Consider the following 17003-nt stretch of genomic DNA (forward strand, 5'->3'; position numbering starts at 1 on the left):
GGCTACTTCTTGGGGGCCTTTGCCGCCTTCGGTGCCTTCGGCGGGAGGCCGGCCACGTGCTCGAACGCCTTTTCCACCCAGGCCTTGGCCCGCGCCTCATCGCCGTCGCCCTCGCCGTTCCAGATTTCCGGCAATCCGGTGTAGCCGCCCATGGGGCGCTCGGCCGGCCCGAACGGTACGGTCCGCTCGGTAATTTCGAGCGTCTCCTTGTCCGCCTCGGAGAGCTTCACACCGATGGTGGGGCCGAACAAGCCGGCGAACATGTTCCCGTTCACGAACGCCCCGAGGTTCCCGAACATCGGCTTGACCACCACCTCGGCCCGGTCGGGCATGATCGCGCGGAAGTGTTCCTTGTCGGCGTCTGACGCCCTGGGCATCTCCATCTGTTCCTCCGGACGCGGGAAGGGCTCGGTCACCGCAGGATATGCCCGGCGCCGCGCCGGGTACAGACCCCTACCCCCGCGCCGCCAGCCCCGGCACCCCGTCCCGGATCTCAAACGATGCCTTCGTGCTCACGGGAGCGCCCGGCGTCGTGACGTGGTCCAGCGTCCGGAAGTCCGCCGTCATGGCGTCCTTGGTGATGCGGGTGTTCACGTAGCCGCGGTTGTCGTTGTAGAACTTCAGGTGCGGGTTCCAGGCCATCGTGGCGTCCGTGGTGGAGCCGGTGCCGTTGCCGGTGGAGGTGATGGAGGTGCAGACCAGTTCCGAGCCAACCACGGGCGCGTCCGGATTCTTGTAGTCGACCTTGACGTCGTTCGCCCAGTTGCGGTGCACGTCGCCGGTGAGGACAACCGCGTTGCGCACGTTCGCGTCCACCCAGCCCTGCGTGATGCGGCGGCGCGACGCGGCGTAGCCGTCCCACCCGTCCATGGAGACGTCGTCGATCTCCGGTGCCTGGTTCCGGTCCCGCTCGGCGAAGAACACCTGCTGGCCCAGGATGTCCCAGCGCTGCGTGGAGTTCCGGAAGCCGTCCAGCAGCCACTTCTCCTGCTCCGCGCCGGTGATGGTGCGGTCCTCCGCCAGACGCTCGACCACGTTCTTCTTCCAGCCGTCGCCGGCGAGCTGGTCGTCCCGGTACTGCCGGGTATCCATCATGTGGAAGTTAGCCAGCTGGCCCCACTGCAACCGCCGGTAGATCTTCATGTCGGCGCCCGCCGGCACCGACGAGCGCCGCAGCGGCATGTTCTCGTAGTACGCCTGGAACGCGGCGGCCCGGCGCTGCCGGAAATGCTCGGTCGTGTCGTTCAACTGCCCGGCGTCCCGGTTCTCCGGCACATCGTCAGCCCAGTTGTTGTCCACCTCGTGGTCATCCCACACCACCAGCCACGGCGCCACCGCGTGCGCTGCCTGCAGGTCGGCGTCGGCCTTGTACTGCGCGTGCCGCTGCCGGTAGCCGGCCAGGTTCACGGTCTCCGGACCCTCGTGGTCGCGCGGGTTGCCGCCGCCGATCACGTAGCTGTCCTTCTTGTACTCGTACAGGTAATCGCCCAGGTGCAGCACCAGGTCCGGGTGGTCCTGGGCCAGCCGGGCGTAGGCGGTGAAGTAGCCGTGCTCATACTGCGCGCAGCTGGCGAACGCCATGGCCAGCGCCGCCGGCGTCTCGTGCAGCGCCGGGCTGGTCAGCGTCCGGCCCACAGCGCTCAGGTGCCGGCCGGTGCGGAACCGGTAGAAGTATTCGCGTCCCGGTCGCAGGCCCCGCAGCTCCACGTGCACCGAGTGCGCGGTCTCGATCCGGGCCTGCTCAACGCCGCGTGCCACCACCGTGCGCATCCCCGCGTCCTCGGCCACTTCCCACGACACGGAGACGTTGCGCGACGGCATCCCGCCCAGGCCGTCCCCGGCCACGGGGTTCACGGCCAGCCGGGTCCAGATCACGAAACCGTCCGGCCACGGTTCGCCGGAGGCGATGCCGAGCCGGAACGGATCGGAGCGGAGACCGGCGTCGTCCGCGGTGGAAACGGCGACGGCGGCCCCCGGCCAGGCGGCGACCAGCCCGGCCCCGAGACCGGCGGAAAGAACGGATCTGCGCGAAATGTTGTCCATGCCTGCCACGCTATTCACGCCGAATTGACCCAATCCAAGGAAGACATGAATGGGCAGTTAACTGCGCGACAAGACCTGACACAACAAACCGCGCCCGCCGGGTTCCGGCGGGCGCGGTTGTTGGGGAGGAGCGGTGCTCCGTGCGGCGGCGTCTTAGGCGTGTGCCTTGGCGCGGCCCTTGGTGAGGATAACCGCCAGCGCGATCATGCCGGCGCCGAGCACCAGGTGCAGGATGTTGTCCAGGCTGTTCAGCGGCACGAAGTCGCCGGCCGAATCTTCGGGAACCAGCAGGCCGTACACGAACAGGACCAGGTAGACGATGCCGCCATAGAGCAGGAAGGAGCGGGCGCCGGTGGCGGTGCGGGCCAGCAGCAGGCCGGCGGCGCCGAAGAGCAGGTGGACAACGTTGTGCAGGACCGAGACCTGGAACAGGCCCAGCAGCATGGCCTCGGAGTGGTGGCCGGCGAACTGCAGCGTCTCGTAGTTGGTGGTGATGCCCGGGACGAAGCCCAGGATGCCGACCAGCAGGAAGACGGCGCCGACGGCGAGGCTGGCCTTCTGGACGGTGGTGCGGGCTGTGGTTCGGGTGTGGTTCGTGGTTGTCATAGCTGGCTCCTTGGGTGCGGGCTTGCGGTGAGGGAGCGGCCTGTGGTTCGGCCGGTCCTGTGCTTATGCCAGCAATTCGGAGGACCCGGGGCCGTGGATTGCTCGCGGCAGTATCAGGCCTTCCTGCTGCGAGCCGAAGGCACCCCCGGCGGCTACCGGCGGCGACAAACAGCGGCGGAAGGGGGGAAGCGTCTGTAAGGATGGACTCATGGTTCAGCACAGCATCCGCCAATACCAGGACTCGGTCACGATCAACGCATCAGCCGAGACGCTCTACGACCTGGTCTCCGACATCACCCGCACCGGCGAGTGGAGCCCGGTTTGCACGTCATGCTGGTGGGACGACGAGGACAGCGCCGGCCAGGTCGGTGCCTGGTTCACGGGCCGCAACGAGCTCCCGACGCGGTACTGGGAAACCCGGTCGCAGGTGGTGGCGGCCGAGCGCGGCCGCGAATTCGCGTGGGTGGTGGGCGGCAAGTATGTGCGCTGGGGCTTCACCCTCACCCCGTCCGACGCCGGAACCGTCCTGAGCGAGACGTGGGAATTCCTGCCGGAGGGGATCGCCATGTTCGGGGAGAAATTCGGCGATGGGGCGGACGCCCAAATCGCGGACCGCACCCAGCAGGCGCTCGACGGCATTCCGAGGACGCTCGCAGCGATCAAGCGGATCGCCGAGTCCAGCAATCCGGCTGGCATCGTCCGAGCCTAGAGCTACTGGGCTCCCGTCCCGGCGCGGAACTCCCGCACCCGGGCCTGGTAGGCGCCGTCGTTGCAACCTCGCGGGCTAAAGTCGCACTATGAGCTGACCCAAACCATTGACTCATGGGCAGAGTTGCTCTACGTTCTCGAATTACAGAACCATTCATGCATTTTGTAAAAGCGGAAAGCGTGATTTTCATGGGGCTCAGCCATGATTGAGACGAACGACAATGTGCTCATGATTCTTGGCGGGGATGGGTATTTAGGCTGGACGCTGGGTCTGGCGATGGCTAACCGCACCGGCCGGCAGGTGGTTCTGGTAGACAACCTCATCAAGCGCCGCTGGGAAAAGGAAGCCCGGGCCAAGGTCCTGGTGCCCCTACGGAGCCCCGAAGTGCGCATCGCGGAGTACACACGGATCTTCGGGAAGGAGAATCTCTCATTCGAGAAGGTCGAACTGCTGGATCCAAAGGCAGTTGAGAACGTCCTAGCAAAGTACCGGCCCGCCGTCGTCATTAATGCGGCCCAGCAGCCCTCGGCGCCGTTTTCAATGAGCAGCGCGGAAAATGCGGCAGCCACTTTCACGAATAATATCGTCGGCCATCTCAACGTGTTGTGGGCTCTCGCGCACCTGAGTCAAGCCACCAAATACATCAAGCTTGGCTCGGGAGGCTGCTACATGGCCACCGACACGGACGCTGTCCCGCTTGGCAAGCACGACTTTGCCTTCGAACATGAGGGCCGGCAACACAAGGTCCTGCAAAGCTTCCTTCCGATGCAAGCCACCGACTTCTACCATCAGTCGAAAATCGCCGACCTGCTGATCGATGACCTTTGCTCCAAAATGTGGGGCCTGAAGGTCATGACCGTCCAGCAAGCCACCATCTTTGGCGCAACGATTCCGGAAAACCATGCACCCGAGCGGGGCGGCTTGGCTGCCAGGTTCAATTACGACGCCGTCTTCGGCACGGTCATCAACCGCTTTGTCTGCCAGGCCGTCATCGGCCATCCCCTCACTGTCTACGGCGATGGCACCCAGAAGACCGGCCTGATCAGCCTGACCGACACGGTCGAAAACTTCCTCAAGTTCATCGACCTCGACGTCGAGGCCGGTGAACACCAGATGGTGCACAATTTCACCCACCGTTTGAGCATCGGCGAAATCGCCCAAAAACTCGCAGACATCGATCCCTCGGTCGCAATCGATTACGTCACCAACCCCCGCCACGAAGCGACCGGGAAGCTCGAACCTCGCGTGGAAGTGCACGAGGCAATCAGGGCCTGTCACAGTGACCTGGAGGCCCGGCTGCAGGCAGAGCTGGCCGCCATGCTTGAGTTCACGCGCCGCTACCGGGACGACATCGAGCCGGCCATCATCATGCCCAGGGTCAAGTGGTCGGCGGGGCAAGCCGCTGCCAGCTAAGCCTGCTCCCAGGGCCCGCCGCAGCTGGCGGCGTCACGTGCGAGCCGCGTAAAAGCTAGCTTCTGCCGCCGTCGAGGAATTTCCGGGTAATCCGGGCCAGGACCGCGACGTCTTCCAGCCTGGACTCGTGGATGAAGGAGATTCGGGCTACGTCCTGGATGGGCTTGAGGTAGATGCCGCGCTCCGTCAGGAATCCGCATAGGCCGGCCGGATCGGGGGTGCGGATCGAAACGATGTTGCTTTGCTTCGTGCCGTGATCAATGAAGTCCAGGTTGTGTTCGCGCAGAATGTCCTTGATCCCCGCTAGGAGCTCAAGGTTTTTCCGTTCGATGGCGTCCATCCCGACGGCGTTGGTTTCCCTTAGTGCCGCATGCAGGGCCGCCAGCCCGCTGACATTTTGGGTGCCATCCTGGAAGCGCGCGGCCGTACTTTTCAGCACGTAGGAATTCTCGTCGAAGCGTTCCACGCTGCGAATGCCCGCTTTGCTGTCGCGCAGGAGGGGCATGACGTTCCGGTTGACGTACATGAACCCGATGCCCATACCGGCGCGCAGATACTTTTGGCCGCCGCACACCAGGATGTCCACTTGGGTTTTGGCCAGGTCAATCCTCCGCGCACCAACGTGCTGGACGGCGTCGACAATCAGGAAGATGCCCCGGCCCCGGCACACGTCCGAAAGCAAGCCGAGAGCGGGCATGAATCCGTCGTACTGTTGGGCCGAGGAGATGCTTATGGCCCTGGTTTGGGGGCCGATGCTCTCGAGCAACCGCAGGAACGCGCCTTCATTGTCACGGCCCGTGATTACCTTCACGGTCACGCCGTCTTGGCGCTTACGCAGCCACGGCAGCAGATTTGCGGGATATTCGTTGCCGAGTACCAATACCTCATCGCCCCGCTGCAACGGCAAGGCTTCGCTCGCCATCATGATGCCTTCGGTCGTATTTTTTAGGTACGTGACTTCCTCCGCCGAACAATGGAGCAGCCGGGCGGCTTCGGTGGCCATGTCGTCTGCCAGTGTGTCGTATTGGTAGAGAACTTCGGGGGGCCCATAGAGGTAAAAATCCGCCATGAATGTGCGTGCGGCTTCATAGGCGGCCCGGCTCATCGGCGCAACGGTGGCATAGTTGAAGAGTATTTTCTCGGATAACGGCGTGAGGCCTTTGCGGACTGGGCCGGGAAGCGCCGCAGCCTCGATTGCCTGCGCTTTGGAGGCCAGAGTTGCACTCTTACGCATGGTTGCCTCCCCGCCTGGCACCTCTACCTCGACCCGTACTGAGTGAAGCTCAAGTTATAGCCCCGGTGACCACGTGTCACGAGTAGTCAATACCCGGAAAGCGCCCGCTTTCAGAAGGCATGCCGCTGCGTAGCCAGGAGGATACACCCGGGAATTCTCCCTCGGGAACCGGACTGCGACGGTCCGCGGCGAGGTCCCAAATCCATGCCAGCGAGCTAACGCCAGCCATCGGCAAAATATAACGAACTGGTAACATGGGGCTGATGCCAAAACAGCCTGGAACCACCCGAGTCACGCAATTGGACGGCCTCCGTGGGCTCGCCGCCCTAGTGGTCGTCGCCTGCCACGTGCTCTCCGTCGTGCCCGGAATTGGCCACGTCGTATTCGACGAACGCTCCCGTCCACTCAACGGCGCGGAGACCTGGGCGGTGTTCTCGCCGCTGCATCTGCTCTGGAACGGCACGCCGGCGGTTCACGTTTTCTTTGTGCTCTCCGGCTTCGTCCTGATCCTGCCCTTTACCAAGGCCGGCCGGGGCAAAGGCTGGGCCTCGTACTACGTCAAGCGGCTGTTGAGGCTCTACCTGCCGGCCTGGGCGGCCCTGGGGCTTGCGGCGGCGCTGATCGCGCTGGTGCCCCGCACGGCGTCGCCGTTGCAGAGTTCGTGGGCTGACATGTACGTGGTGGACCCCGAGCTTGGCCGGGTGGCCCGCGACGGGTTGCTGGTGCTCGGCGCGAGTACCGTGAATACGCCGTTATGGACGCTGCGGTGGGAGGTGCTGTTCTCGTTGCTGCTTCCGCTTTACGTCCTGATCGCCCTCAAGTGGCGGCGCATCTGGCACCTGAAACTGGCGCTCGCCGTCGGCCTGACCGTGCTGGGCGCCCTGCAGGAAGTGCAGTGGCTGATCTACCTGCCGATCTTTGCCATCGGTGCGATCCTGGGCGTCGAGCGGGACCGGATCCGGGAGCTGACCGACTCTTGGCCGCGGCTCGTCTGGCTCCCGTTGACCGCCGCGGGGCTCTTCCTGGCCAACGCCGAATGGATCAGCCCGGCCAAACCCGTCAAGGGTGTGGAGGCGCTCATCACTGTCGGCGCCACACTGCTCGTCCTGGTGTTCCTGCTGACCGCCTCCGCGAAGAAGCTGGGAGACACCGCCGCCGCACAATGGCTGGGCCGCATCTCCTTCAGCCTGTACCTCGTGCACCTGCCGATCATCCTGGCCTGCGTGACGCTAATGCGGGGAGTCTCGCTGCCGCTGGCGCTCGCCGTCGCCGTCGTCCTCTGCTTCGCGGCGGCTGAACTGTTCTACCGCTATGTGGAACAGCCTGCCCAGCGCCTCTCGATCGCTGCCGGACGTGCGGTGGACCGGCGCCTTGGCCGCAACAGGGGCGGGCAAACCCCGGTGGTGCCGGACGTCGCGCCCGAGGCGGCGACGACGTCGGCCGCCAGCGTCCGGGAGCGGGAGCCCGTCTCCTAGCCGGCCCGAGGGGTGGAGAAATCGTCGTCGGTCGATTGGTAAGTGGTGCGCTCTGGAAGCGCCATTGCCGGCCGACAATTGGGCTGCTTTTCATTCGTTAGGAATCGGCTGGAAACGGGTAGGTAATTCCAGCGAAAGCTGTGGCATAGTTCTCTCAGTTGAATCTTGAAGTAGTTGAATATTGGGGGAATGAGCTTTGAAAGTTTGCCGCGCCACACCCGCTTCGTCTTGGACACGTCGCCTAGCGGAATTGATCACAGTCGTTGCAGTTGTCACTGCCTCCGGGGTGCTGCCTGCAGTCGCATCTTCGGACGTTACGAGTACCAGTGAGCCGACTGCCGTTGTTCAAGACAGCACGCTGACCGTCTCAACCCCGTCTCTTTCGGGCGACGCCACGGTAGGTGCGACGCTGACGGTCGATCCCGGTCTCTGGACCCCGGGCACCACATTCGAGTATCAGTGGCTGGCTGATGGAGTTCCCCTGGCGGGGGCGACCGAGGCCGCCCTGCTCATTGGCGCAGACCACGTCGGGAAGGCGATCTCGGTACAAGTGACCGGCTCCAATCCCGGCTACGACGTGAGCACGGTGACGTCCGCCGCCGTGGTGGCCAAATACGCCCTCGCCGCTGGCACCCCTAGTATCTCTGGCACTACCAGGGTCGGATATGTACTGTCCGCCGACCCCGGCAGTTGGGCACCGTCCTCCGTTTCTTTTAGCTACCAGTGGTACCGCGCCGGAGTTGCCATCACCGGTGCTACCGGGTCGACCTACACCCTGACACCAAGTGACCTGGGTGCCTCGCTGGTGGTGGGCGTGGCCGGTTCCAAGCCCGATTACACCACCGCAACGGCCATGTCTGCGGCGACCGGGGTGGTGACGGAGGGTACGCTGCTCGGGTCTGCGCCCCGGATCACCGGTACGGCCCGGGTGGGATACCTCGCAACTGCGAATCGCGGCTCTTGGTCGCCGGCCCCCTCGGCGTTCCGCTACCAGTGGTACCTTTCCGGCCGAACAATTTCTGGGGCGACCGCCGCCACTTACCGGATCCCGGCCAGCGCCGCCGGTGCCAGACTCACCGTTCGCGTCACCGCTTCCGCGGTTGGCTACACCACCGTCAGCAAGTTGTCCGCAGCGACTGCGGTAGTGGCGAAGGGTGTGCTGGCAGGGTCCACGCCTCGGATTACCGGCACTGCCCGCGTTGGACGTGTGCTGACCCTCAACCGTGGATCCTGGTCCCCGGCGCCCGTTGCCTACCGCTACCAGTGGTACCGTTCCGGCCGGGCGATTGCTGGGGCAACCGCCGCGACTTACCGGATCCCCGCCAGCGCTGCCGGTGCGAGACTCACAGTGCGCGTTACTGCATCTAAAGCCGGCTACACCACTCTCGGCAAGACCTCCGGAGCAACTGCTGTCGTGGCTAAGGGCATACTGGCGGGGTCGACCCCGCGCATTACCGGTACGGCCCGCGTGGGGCGTTTGCTGACCCTGAACCGCGGATCCTGGTCGCCCGCCCCTGTCGCATTCCGTTATCAGTGGTACCGCTCCGGTCGGGCGATTTCCGGTGCGACCGGAGCTACGTATCGGATCCCTGCCAGCGCTGCGGGTGCCACTCTGTCGGTCCGCGTCACCGCGTCCAAGGCCGGATACACAACCCTCGGCAAGTCTTCCGCCGGCCGCAGAGTTGCCGTTCCTGCGCCCGCTGCCCCGGTTCCCGTCGTTTCGGCGGTTTACTACGCTAACTGCTCTGCTGCTAGGGCGGCGGGCGCGGCCCCGATCTTTATCGGACAGCCAGGTTACAGAAGCCCTCTGGACCGGGACAGTGACGGTATCGCCTGCGAGTAGGGGCCCTGAAGCTCCGGATGCCTAGCCAGGGGGAGTTTTCAAGAGCTCCTCAGAATGGGAGGTTGGGTGTCCGGGCCCGAGGGGACCGCGGGGCTGTATGACGCGTGGTAAACCGGCCCGCCAAACTCCGGTAGAGTAGATCCTGTTGTTGTGTTTATGCAGTTCGTAGTTCAGGCAGTACGCACGGTCGAAAGCCCGTGTTCTTCTGAAGCAGCGGTTTTGAGCACCCCACACTGGAGGACCCGAAAGTCGGGACTTTTCCTCCACCTTCACGAAGGACAAAAATAATGGCTACTGGTACCGTCAAATGGTTTAACGCTGAAAAGGGCTTCGGCTTCATTTCCCCCGATGACTCCTCGCAGGACGTTTTCGCGCACTACTCCGCGATCAACTCCTCCGGCTTCCGCTCCCTCGAAGAGAACCAGAAGGTCTCCTTCGAAACCGAGCAGGGCCCCAAGGGTCCTCAGGCCACCAACATCCAGGCTCTCTAATTTCTTAGAGACCCGGGACCGTTAGGTTTCGAGCAGGGCCCGTCTTCGGACGGGCCCTGCTTTTGTTTAACCCGGAAGTGCCCCGCGGCGCTGTCCCCTCCCCGGAAACGCCCCCTAGACACCGCACACCCGCGGGAGCATTCTGATGCTGTCCGCGGTCGCCACCACGCGGAACCCCAAGGAGCGGCGAGGGAAGCTGGCATCAGACCATGAGCGAAGCACCAGACGCCCGGCAACGGCTGTCCGACCGGATCGACGAGAAACAACGGGCCGTCCGTGCCTACCTGGCCCGTGAACGGCCCCGGCGGAACCGGCTTTCCAACGTCAGCATCGTGGGCAGCGGCCTGGCCGCCGCACTCACCGCCGGACCCGCGGTAGGCGGCACCGGCTTCACCCACGCCACGGCCGGCCTGCTCTCGCTCAGCGAGGACTCGATCGTCTGGCGCGTGCTGTGCCTGCTCGCCGTGATTCTCTCCGTCGCCGCCGCGCTGTCCACGAACTTCGCCACCTCACGCTCCGTCGCGGACCGGGTCAGCGCCGCGGAGACCTGCAGCGCCCAGCTCGAAAGCCTCGCCGTCTCGCTGGACGTCGGGCACATCGACGTCGACGAAGCCGTCAAGCTCTACCAGCAGTACGCCGGGCAGGTCCCCTTCGTGGACACAGCACGCGCTTGAGGGCGCCCAGCTCGGATGCTCTCTCACCTATGGCTGTTCTGGAGCCGTCAGAACAGCCCTAGCTGAGAGAGCATCCGGGGCCGCTGGCACGGCACCCGCCGCAACGGCAGGGCGCACCCGCCCGACGTCGGCCCGGTCCGCGGACGGGCGCACCAACCCGACGTCGGCCCCGGCGGCGGGCCGATTCACCTCGCCTGCCGCCGTGCCACCCACCCCGCCAGCGCCGGGTTGTCGATCTCTTTGGCGAGCCATTGCGCCGATTCCGCGGCGTCCGGATCGCCCAGCGCGGCCCGGTGCGACTGCGCGCGCACCGCGAATTCGCGCATCCCCGACCGGCTGGCCAACGAACCCAGCCGGTCGGCGAACTCGGAGGCCCGCGGCGACCCGGCCGCCAGCGCCACCTCGGCCGCGACGTCCAGCAGCCGGGCCGAGTACCAGAGATACCACGGGGTCGGTTCCAGGCCGCGGCCCACCCAGTGCTCCGCGGCGGCCAGGTCCCCGTGCGCCAGGAACAGCCGCGCCTCGGCCCCGGCAGCGAGGGCCATGTAGCAGTGGTCGCCGGCCAGCTCGGCCATCACCCAGGACCGGTCGATCATTGCCGCAGCCTGCTCGAGCTTTCCTGCGGCCAGGTAGGTCTCGCCGCGCAGCCCCGCCACGAACGGTTCGAACGCCGTCCAATGCTCGGCGGCCACCCCGGCCAGGGCCCGGTCCAGGCACGCTCCCGCCGGGCCCAGCTCGCCTCGGATCAGATGTACCCGTCCCAGTAGCGCCTCACCGAATGCCTGCTGTCGGCGATTCCCCGCCTCGGCAGCCAGCCGCACAGATTCGGCCAGGGCAGCCACCGCATCCCCATACCGTGCGGTGTCCGAGGCCAGCATGCCCCGGATGGCCAGGATCCTCGACTGCTCGTCCGGAAATCCCTTGGCCGCCCGCATCGCCTTCGCCAGCCAGCCGGCGGCCCGGTCCGGCACGCCGCGCTGCACGGCCAGGTAGCCCAGCTCCCGGTAAGCTGCCGCGGCGGTGCGGGAGCCGCCGTCGGGCGCTTCCGCAGTCAGCGCGCGGTGCAGGAAGTCGGCCACCTCGGCGCCCCGTCCGCCCGCCTGGTGGATGACCGCCCCGGCGAGGGTGACCAGCGCCTCGGCCAGCAGGTGACGCTCGCCCGCCCGCTGAGCCAGTTCGACGGCGAGGCGCAACTGCGCGAGTCCGCGGTCCACCGCGCCGGCCGAGAGCGAGGTGGCGCCGGCGTCGAGGTAGGACCGGACGGTGGCCGCGTTCGCCGGAGTGCCGGCATCCGCTGTGGAACCAGATTCCGAGAGCGCCCGGCTGACCTCCTCCGGCAGCGGCAGGCCCAGCTCCGCGCGGTACAACTCGCCGAACCTGGTGACCTGCTCGCGGGCGCGGCGACGCTCACCGAGGGCCACCAGCGCCTTGACCAGCACGGTGGCGCAGTCGGTGTTGAACGGATCCCGCTGCAGCGCCCGGGATGCGAGGGCGGCCGCCTCCGCCGGGACGCCGACCGCCAGCGAGGCCAGCGCGGCGTCGTAGAACAGGGACTGCACTGCGTTCTCCAGCCGGAACCGCTGGTCCGCGAGCCAGGACTCGAACACCGGACTGTCGGCGAAGTTCAGGCCCTCCAACAGCTGACCCTCGAACCGGCGCGGGTCCACGTCCCGGGCGGCGGCGGAACCGAGCTCCAGCACATCGCAGCGCCAAGGCGGCGCCAGCTCCAGGCGTAAGGGATCGCCCGCGATCGCCGGCCCGCCGAGCACACGGCGCAGCTCGGACAGGTTCCATCGCAGGGCACCCAGGGGATCCGCGGCGTCCGGGAAGAGCAGCGCTGCCGTCCGGGCGCGCGCGACGCCGGCCGGGCTCAGGGCGAGGTAGGCCAGTACCGCCCACGCCTTGCGGCCCCGGGGCTGCGCGGGAGGCGTGCCCCTCTGTTGAGGGCCCGCGGGCGCTGTGTCAGGGGGTTCGATCCGGGGCGGGCCGAGGAGCCGAATCCAGGTGTCGGCCATACCGGCAATTTTACCGCCGGAACCCCGCTCACACGCCGGCTCACACGGTCCCAAAAGACACTGAAGCCATCCACTCACCAACCACCACCGAGGTGCAATACCAATGGAAGTTCTCGCTATCCTGCTCGCCGGTTCCGCGCTGGTCGCGATCCCCGGGACGTTCGTCGCCATCCTCCGGGACGGCCACGGCCACACCCCCGAGGTGCGGTCCACCGAACCGTGGAAAGCCGGCAATCTGCCGAGCGAACCGTACGCGTCGGCGAATCGGAGTTTCCTGCCCGCGCTCTGGTTCCGGTAACCCGCCGGCGTCGGGCGCTGGCCCGGTGCCGTTCACTCGCCCGCCACCGACGGTTCACGCGGACCGTCAAGGCTGGGACGCATGACTGATTTCACCCGCCGCAATGTCCTCAAAGGTGCCCTGGCCGCTGCCGGCGCCGCCGCCGTCGTCCCCGCTACGGGTGGAGCGGCCAGCGCCGCCCGTCCCGCCGGCGTCGCCCTGGTCCGCAACCGCCTAACCTTGCCGTCCGGCATCGCCACCGGCGACGTCACCACCGGCTCCGGCGTGCTGTGGTCCCGCGCGTCGGGCCCGGGCCGGTTGGTGGCGAACCTGCTGGCGGTCGACGACGGCGGGTCCCCGCTCCGCGGCGGCCGCGCCTTCCGGCGGGTGCTGCGGGGGAGCGCCGCGTCTGAGGCGACCGACTTCACCGCCAGGATCAACGCCGAACACCTGCCCGCCGGGACCCGCTTCGCGGTCAGCATGCACTTCGAGGACGCCGACGGTCACGCCGGCGAGACCGCGCAGGGCTCCTTCAGCACCGCCCCGGCCACCGGGCTGCTCCGCAGTGGCCGCGCCGCGCGGGGCCAGAGCTTCGTCTGGAGCGGCGACACCGCCGGCCAGGGCTGGGGCATCAACGAGGAGATCGGCGGGATGCGCGGCTACGCGGCCATGCACGCCACTGCGCCGGATTTCTTCATCCACTCCGGTGACACGATCTACGCCGACGGTCCGATCAGCGCCGAGGTGACCGAGCCGGACGGCCAGGTGTGGCGCAACCTCGTCACCGAGGAAGTCTCCAAGGTGGCCGAAACGCTCAACGAGTACCGCGGCCGGCACCGCTACAACATGATGGACAAGAACATCCGCGCGCTCTACGCGGAGGTCCCGGTCATTGCCCAGTGGGACGACCACGAGACGCACAACAACTGGTACCCGGGCCAGATCCTGACCGACAGCCGCTACACCGAACGCCGCGTGGACGTGCTCGCCGCCCGCGGCCGCCAAGCGTGGCAGGAGTACCAGCCGATCGCGGGCGTCAGCGCCGGCGGCACCGGCTTCGAGCCCGCCCGGATTTACCGCAAGATCAGCCGCGGCCCGCAGCTGGACATCTTCTGCCTCGACATGCGCACCTACAAGGACGCCAACACGGACGGCAAAGAAACCCACCTCACCCACATCCTCGGCCAGGAACAGGCCGACTGGCTGATCCGCGAGGTGAGCAAGTCCAAGGCAACCTGGAAAGTCATCGCCAACGACCTTCCGCTGGGCCTGGTGGTGCCGGACGGCCCGGTCAACCAGGAGTCACTCTCAAACCGCGACGCCGGCGCCCCCTTGGGCAAGGAGCTCGAGCTCGCCGGGGTGCTCTCCGCGTTCAAGCGCAACCGGGTTAAGAACGTGGTCTGGCTGACCGCCGACGTGCACTATTGCGCCGCCCACCACTACTCGCCCGAGCGCGCCGCCTTCACCGACTTCGATCCGTTCTGGGAATTCGTGGCCGGTCCCATCAACGCCGGCAGCTTCGGCCCGAACGCCCTGGACGGCACCTTCGGCCCGGAGGTGGCGTTCTTCAAGGCCGGCGCCTATGCCAACGAATCCCCGCGCAGCGGCGAAAGCCAGTACTTCGGCCACGTGGACCTCGGCGCCGACGACGTCTTTACGGTCAGCCTGCGCAACTCCAACGGCGCAGTGTTGTGGAGCAAGGCGCTGCAGCCCGAGCGGTAGCGGCGGGGGAGCGCCGGGCCGGCGTCGGGACCCAAGTAGCTCGCAGTTGTTGTCGTTATGAGCGCTCAAAACGACAACAACTGCGAGCCAGTTGGGCGGGGAGGGTTACGGCGTCGGCATGCCGCCGTTGACGTTGAGCGTCTCACCGATGACGTAGCTGGACTCGGCCGAGGCGAGGAACACGTAGGCGGGCGCCAGTTCGGCCGGCTGACCGGCGCGGCCCAGCGGCGTCTCCTTGCCGAACTCCGGCAGGTCCTCGGTGGGCTGGCCGCCGCTGGCCTGCAGCGGGGTCCAGATGGGGCCGGGCGCGACGGCGTTGACCCGGATGCCCTTGGGCGCGAGCTGCTGGGCCAGGCCCTTGGTGAAGTTGTTGATCGCTGCCTTGGTGGAGGCGTAATCCACCAGGGTTTCGGAGGGCTTGTACGCCTGGATCGACGTGGAGTTGATGATGCTGGAGCCGGTCGGCAGGTGCGGGAGCGCCTCCTTGGTCAGCCAGAACATGGCGTACACGTTGGTCTTGTAGGTGTGGTCGAACTCGACGTCGGTGATGTCGCCGAGGGCCTTCTGCGCCACCTGTTTGCCAGCGTTGTTGACCAAAATGTCCAGGCCTCCGAGTTCCCTAACGGCCGTCTCCACGAGCTCCCGGCACATCGCCGAATCCTTCAGGTCGCCGGGGACCTTCACTGCCTTGCGGCCGGCCTTCTCGATCAGGTTCGCGATCCGGGTGGCGTCTTCTTCCTCCTCGGGAAGGTAGGACATCACGACGTCGGCCCCTTCGCGGGCGAACGCGATCGCCGTTGCTGCGCCGATTCCGGAGTCCGCGCCGGTGACGAGTGCCTTGCGGCCTTCCAGCCGGCCGGTGCCGCGGTACGTGTCCTCGCCGAGATCCGCCTTGGGCGTGAGCTTGGCGTCCAGTCCGGGCTCCGGCTGGCTCTGCTCGGGCGGCTCGATCTGCTCGTACGCCGTAACGGGGTTCCTGAACGTGTACTGGTCAGTCATAGTTCTCCTCCGATGGTTGCGTTGCGCCCGGCACCTTTTGCGGGGCCGGACATCGACGGCGGGTGGATCCCACAACACGCTAAGCATGCTTAGTAATTACCCTAGTCAAATCGGGGGAGCGGATGCAACGGCGCCGGGCGGGATGCCGCCGGGCGACGGGCCGGGGCACCGGCGGCGTCCCCGGCGTCGGCCGTTGTCGGCGAGGGGTGAAGTGTGCTTCACTTTTTAGGTGGAGGGGAGTATCCCCCAAATGTTCCGTCGTCAGTACGGCCGCCCCTGAGCGGCCCGGCGGGCAGGCCCCCGGGCCGGGAGAGACCTCCAGTTGGTGTTGACTGACTGGAAGCGGGTGCTCTTCAATGAATGTTCCTTTGTGGGCCTGGTTGGCCGTCCTTGGCGTGATCCTTCTGATGCTGGCGGTGGACTTGTTCGCCCACCGAAAAGCGCATGTGATCGGCGTCCGTGAAGCGGCCTTGTGGTCCGCCGTCTGGGTCGCGTTCGGCGTCGGATTCGGCGTCCTAGTCTGGCAGCTGTACGGGGCCGAATTCGGCCAGCAGTACTTCGCCGGCTACCTGATCGAAAAATCCCTGGCCGTGGACAACGTCTTCATCTGGGCCATCATCTTCACCTATTTCGGTGTGCCCCGGGAATACCAGCACCGGGTACTGTTCTTCGGCGTTCTTGGCGCACTGGTGTTCCGCGGCATCTTCATCGCCGCGGGCGCCGCGATCATCGCCAGCGCCGGGTGGGTGCTGTACCTGTTCGCGGCCTTCCTGCTCTTCACCGGCTACCGGATGATCCGCCAGCGCAACGAACATCCGGAGCCGGAGAAATCGCGGGCGCTGAAGCTCTTCCGCCGGTACGTGCCGATGACCGACAAGTTCCACGGACAGAAATTCCTGGTCCGCGCGAACGGCCTGGTGCTGGCGACGCCGCTGCTGGCCGTGCTGGCCCTGGTGGAGGTCACGGACATCATCTTCGCCGTCGACTCGATCCCCGCAATCTTCGCCGTGACTGATGAGGTGTTCCTGGTCTTCACCGCCAACGCCTTCGCGATCCTTGGCCTGCGTGCCATGTACTTCTTGCTCGCTGACCTGATCCACCGGTTCATCTACCTCAAGATCGGCCTGGCGCTCGTCCTGATCTGGGTCGGCATCAAGATGTTGCTGAAGATCGATATCTACTACATCCCCACCCCGCTGTCCCTGGGTGTCATCGCCACGATCCTTGGCATCTCTATCGGTGCCAGCCTGTGGGCCACCCGCGGCCAGGAGCGTAAGGCTCCCGAGGGGCCGGCGCGGGCTCCGTTCGGGACCGCTACCGCCGCCGAGATGGCTGGGCTGGAACCACTGTGGCGGCGTCCGTCGCGTAAGCAAACGACGACGGCGGCGCACGGATCGGACGCGGGGGAGCCCGGTGGTGGGGGACAGGACGCTCCGGAGGCCGAGGCTCCGGCACCCGCGGCTCYGGCACCGGTTACCAGGGCATCGGACGCTCCGTAGCCG

At 66.5% G+C, this 17003-nt stretch carries 15 protein-coding genes; 9 read left to right on the top strand and 6 right to left on the bottom strand.

The features are described from left to right. Positions 1–2: 2 nt before the first annotated feature. The 3 genes from AC1DK9_RS16390 to AC1DK9_RS16400 form a co-directional block, all read right to left on the bottom strand. A complete protein-coding gene (locus AC1DK9_RS16390; protein WP_476916623.1) occupies positions 3–383 on the bottom strand; it encodes a TfoX/Sxy family protein in 381 nt (126 codons plus the stop codon). Between the two features lie 70 nt (positions 384–453). Further along, the gene (locus tag AC1DK9_RS16395) at positions 454–2043 is read right to left on the bottom strand and encodes an alkaline phosphatase D family protein (protein ID WP_476916609.1); all 1590 of its coding nucleotides are present in this window, start codon (positions 2041–2043) and stop codon (positions 454–456) included. 153 nt (positions 2044–2196) lie between these two features. Beyond that, positions 2197–2649: a DUF4383 domain-containing protein gene (locus AC1DK9_RS16400; RefSeq protein ID WP_476916610.1), complete on the bottom strand. Its 453-nt coding sequence runs from the start codon at positions 2647–2649 to the stop codon at positions 2197–2199. 208 nt (positions 2650–2857) lie between these two features. On the opposite strand from AC1DK9_RS16400, the gene AC1DK9_RS16405 reads away from it, so the two are divergent. Further along, on the top strand, positions 2858–3358 hold the full coding sequence (locus AC1DK9_RS16405; protein WP_476916611.1) for an SRPBCC family protein: 501 nt from the start codon (positions 2858–2860) through the stop codon (positions 3356–3358). Positions 3359–3559: 201 nt separating this feature from the next. After that, positions 3560–4771 (top strand): NAD-dependent epimerase/dehydratase family protein, encoded by a 1212-nt coding sequence (locus tag AC1DK9_RS16410; RefSeq protein ID WP_476916612.1) that lies wholly within the window; start codon positions 3560–3562, stop codon positions 4769–4771. Between the two features lie 55 nt (positions 4772–4826). On the opposite strand, the gene AC1DK9_RS16415 is transcribed toward AC1DK9_RS16410, so the two are convergent. After that, complete coding sequence (locus AC1DK9_RS16415) at positions 4827–6005, bottom strand: aminotransferase class V-fold PLP-dependent enzyme (RefSeq protein WP_476916613.1); 1179 nt, start codon at positions 6003–6005, stop codon at positions 4827–4829. Positions 6006–6268: 263 nt separating this feature from the next. Between AC1DK9_RS16415 and AC1DK9_RS16420 the strand changes: the two genes are divergently transcribed. The 4 genes from AC1DK9_RS16420 (at position 6269) to AC1DK9_RS16435 (ending at position 10488) form a co-directional block, all read left to right on the top strand. Further along, complete coding sequence (locus AC1DK9_RS16420; protein ID WP_476916614.1) at positions 6269–7480, top strand: acyltransferase family protein; 1212 nt, start codon at positions 6269–6271, stop codon at positions 7478–7480. Between the two features lie 250 nt (positions 7481–7730). Continuing rightward, positions 7731–9323 (top strand): excalibur calcium-binding domain-containing protein, encoded by a 1593-nt coding sequence (locus tag AC1DK9_RS16425; protein ID WP_476916615.1) that lies wholly within the window; start codon positions 7731–7733, stop codon positions 9321–9323. Between the two features lie 287 nt (positions 9324–9610). Beyond that, the gene (locus AC1DK9_RS16430; protein WP_056738746.1) at positions 9611–9814 is read left to right on the top strand and encodes a cold-shock protein; all 204 of its coding nucleotides are present in this window, start codon (positions 9611–9613) and stop codon (positions 9812–9814) included. Between the two features lie 209 nt (positions 9815–10023). Beyond that, the gene (locus AC1DK9_RS16435) at positions 10024–10488 is read left to right on the top strand and encodes a hypothetical protein (protein ID WP_476863225.1); all 465 of its coding nucleotides are present in this window, start codon (positions 10024–10026) and stop codon (positions 10486–10488) included. Positions 10489–10673: 185 nt separating this feature from the next. On the opposite strand, the gene AC1DK9_RS16440 is transcribed toward AC1DK9_RS16435, so the two are convergent. Further along, positions 10674–12503 (bottom strand): AfsR/SARP family transcriptional regulator, encoded by a 1830-nt coding sequence (locus tag AC1DK9_RS16440; RefSeq protein WP_476916616.1) that lies wholly within the window; start codon positions 12501–12503, stop codon positions 10674–10676. Positions 12504–12606: 103 nt separating this feature from the next. Here AC1DK9_RS16440 and AC1DK9_RS16445 point away from each other — a divergent pair, with 103 nt between their 5' ends. Both AC1DK9_RS16445 and AC1DK9_RS16450 read left to right on the top strand, forming a co-directional pair. Next, on the top strand, positions 12607–12801 hold the full coding sequence (locus tag AC1DK9_RS16445) for a hypothetical protein (RefSeq protein WP_476916617.1): 195 nt from the start codon (positions 12607–12609) through the stop codon (positions 12799–12801). Positions 12802–12882: 81 nt separating this feature from the next. Continuing rightward, a complete protein-coding gene (locus tag AC1DK9_RS16450; protein ID WP_476916618.1) occupies positions 12883–14502 on the top strand; it encodes an alkaline phosphatase D family protein in 1620 nt (539 codons plus the stop codon). A gap of 105 nt (positions 14503–14607) precedes the next feature. Here AC1DK9_RS16450 and AC1DK9_RS16455 read toward each other — a convergent pair whose 3' ends face one another. Continuing rightward, complete coding sequence (locus AC1DK9_RS16455; protein WP_476916619.1) at positions 14608–15501, bottom strand: glucose 1-dehydrogenase; 894 nt, start codon at positions 15499–15501, stop codon at positions 14608–14610. Between the two features lie 356 nt (positions 15502–15857). On the opposite strand from AC1DK9_RS16455, the gene AC1DK9_RS16460 reads away from it, so the two are divergent. Then, on the top strand, positions 15858–17000 hold the full coding sequence (locus AC1DK9_RS16460; RefSeq protein ID WP_476916620.1) for a TerC family protein: 1143 nt from the start codon (positions 15858–15860) through the stop codon (positions 16998–17000). The last annotated feature ends 3 nt before the right edge of the window (positions 17001–17003 follow it).

The organism is Arthrobacter sp. 01T414, from assembly GCF_056398965.1.

Bases quoted from the DNA above. Each gene is read 5' to 3' on its own strand.
- AC1DK9_RS16390 (WP_476916623.1), bottom strand. From the start codon at position 383: ATGGAGATGCCCAGGGCGTCAGACGCCGACAAGGAACACTTCCGCGCG.
- AC1DK9_RS16395 (WP_476916609.1), bottom strand. From the start codon at position 2,043: ATGGACAACATTTCGCGCAGATCCGTTCTTTCCGCCGGTCTCGGGGCC.
- AC1DK9_RS16400 (WP_476916610.1), bottom strand. From the start codon at position 2,649: ATGACAACCACGAACCACACCCGAACCACAGCCCGCACCACCGTCCAG.
- AC1DK9_RS16405 (WP_476916611.1), top strand. From the start codon at position 2,858: ATGGTTCAGCACAGCATCCGCCAATACCAGGACTCGGTCACGATCAAC.
- AC1DK9_RS16410 (WP_476916612.1), top strand. From the start codon at position 3,560: ATGATTGAGACGAACGACAATGTGCTCATGATTCTTGGCGGGGATGGG.
- AC1DK9_RS16415 (WP_476916613.1), bottom strand. From the start codon at position 6,005: ATGCGTAAGAGTGCAACTCTGGCCTCCAAAGCGCAGGCAATCGAGGCT.
- AC1DK9_RS16420 (WP_476916614.1), top strand. From the start codon at position 6,269: ATGCCAAAACAGCCTGGAACCACCCGAGTCACGCAATTGGACGGCCTC.
- AC1DK9_RS16430 (WP_056738746.1), top strand. From the start codon at position 9,611: ATGGCTACTGGTACCGTCAAATGGTTTAACGCTGAAAAGGGCTTCGGC.
- AC1DK9_RS16435 (WP_476863225.1), top strand. From the start codon at position 10,024: ATGAGCGAAGCACCAGACGCCCGGCAACGGCTGTCCGACCGGATCGAC.
- AC1DK9_RS16440 (WP_476916616.1), bottom strand. From the start codon at position 12,503: ATGGCCGACACCTGGATTCGGCTCCTCGGCCCGCCCCGGATCGAACCC.
- AC1DK9_RS16445 (WP_476916617.1), top strand. From the start codon at position 12,607: ATGGAAGTTCTCGCTATCCTGCTCGCCGGTTCCGCGCTGGTCGCGATC.
- AC1DK9_RS16450 (WP_476916618.1), top strand. From the start codon at position 12,883: ATGACTGATTTCACCCGCCGCAATGTCCTCAAAGGTGCCCTGGCCGCT.
- AC1DK9_RS16455 (WP_476916619.1), bottom strand. From the start codon at position 15,501: ATGACTGACCAGTACACGTTCAGGAACCCCGTTACGGCGTACGAGCAG.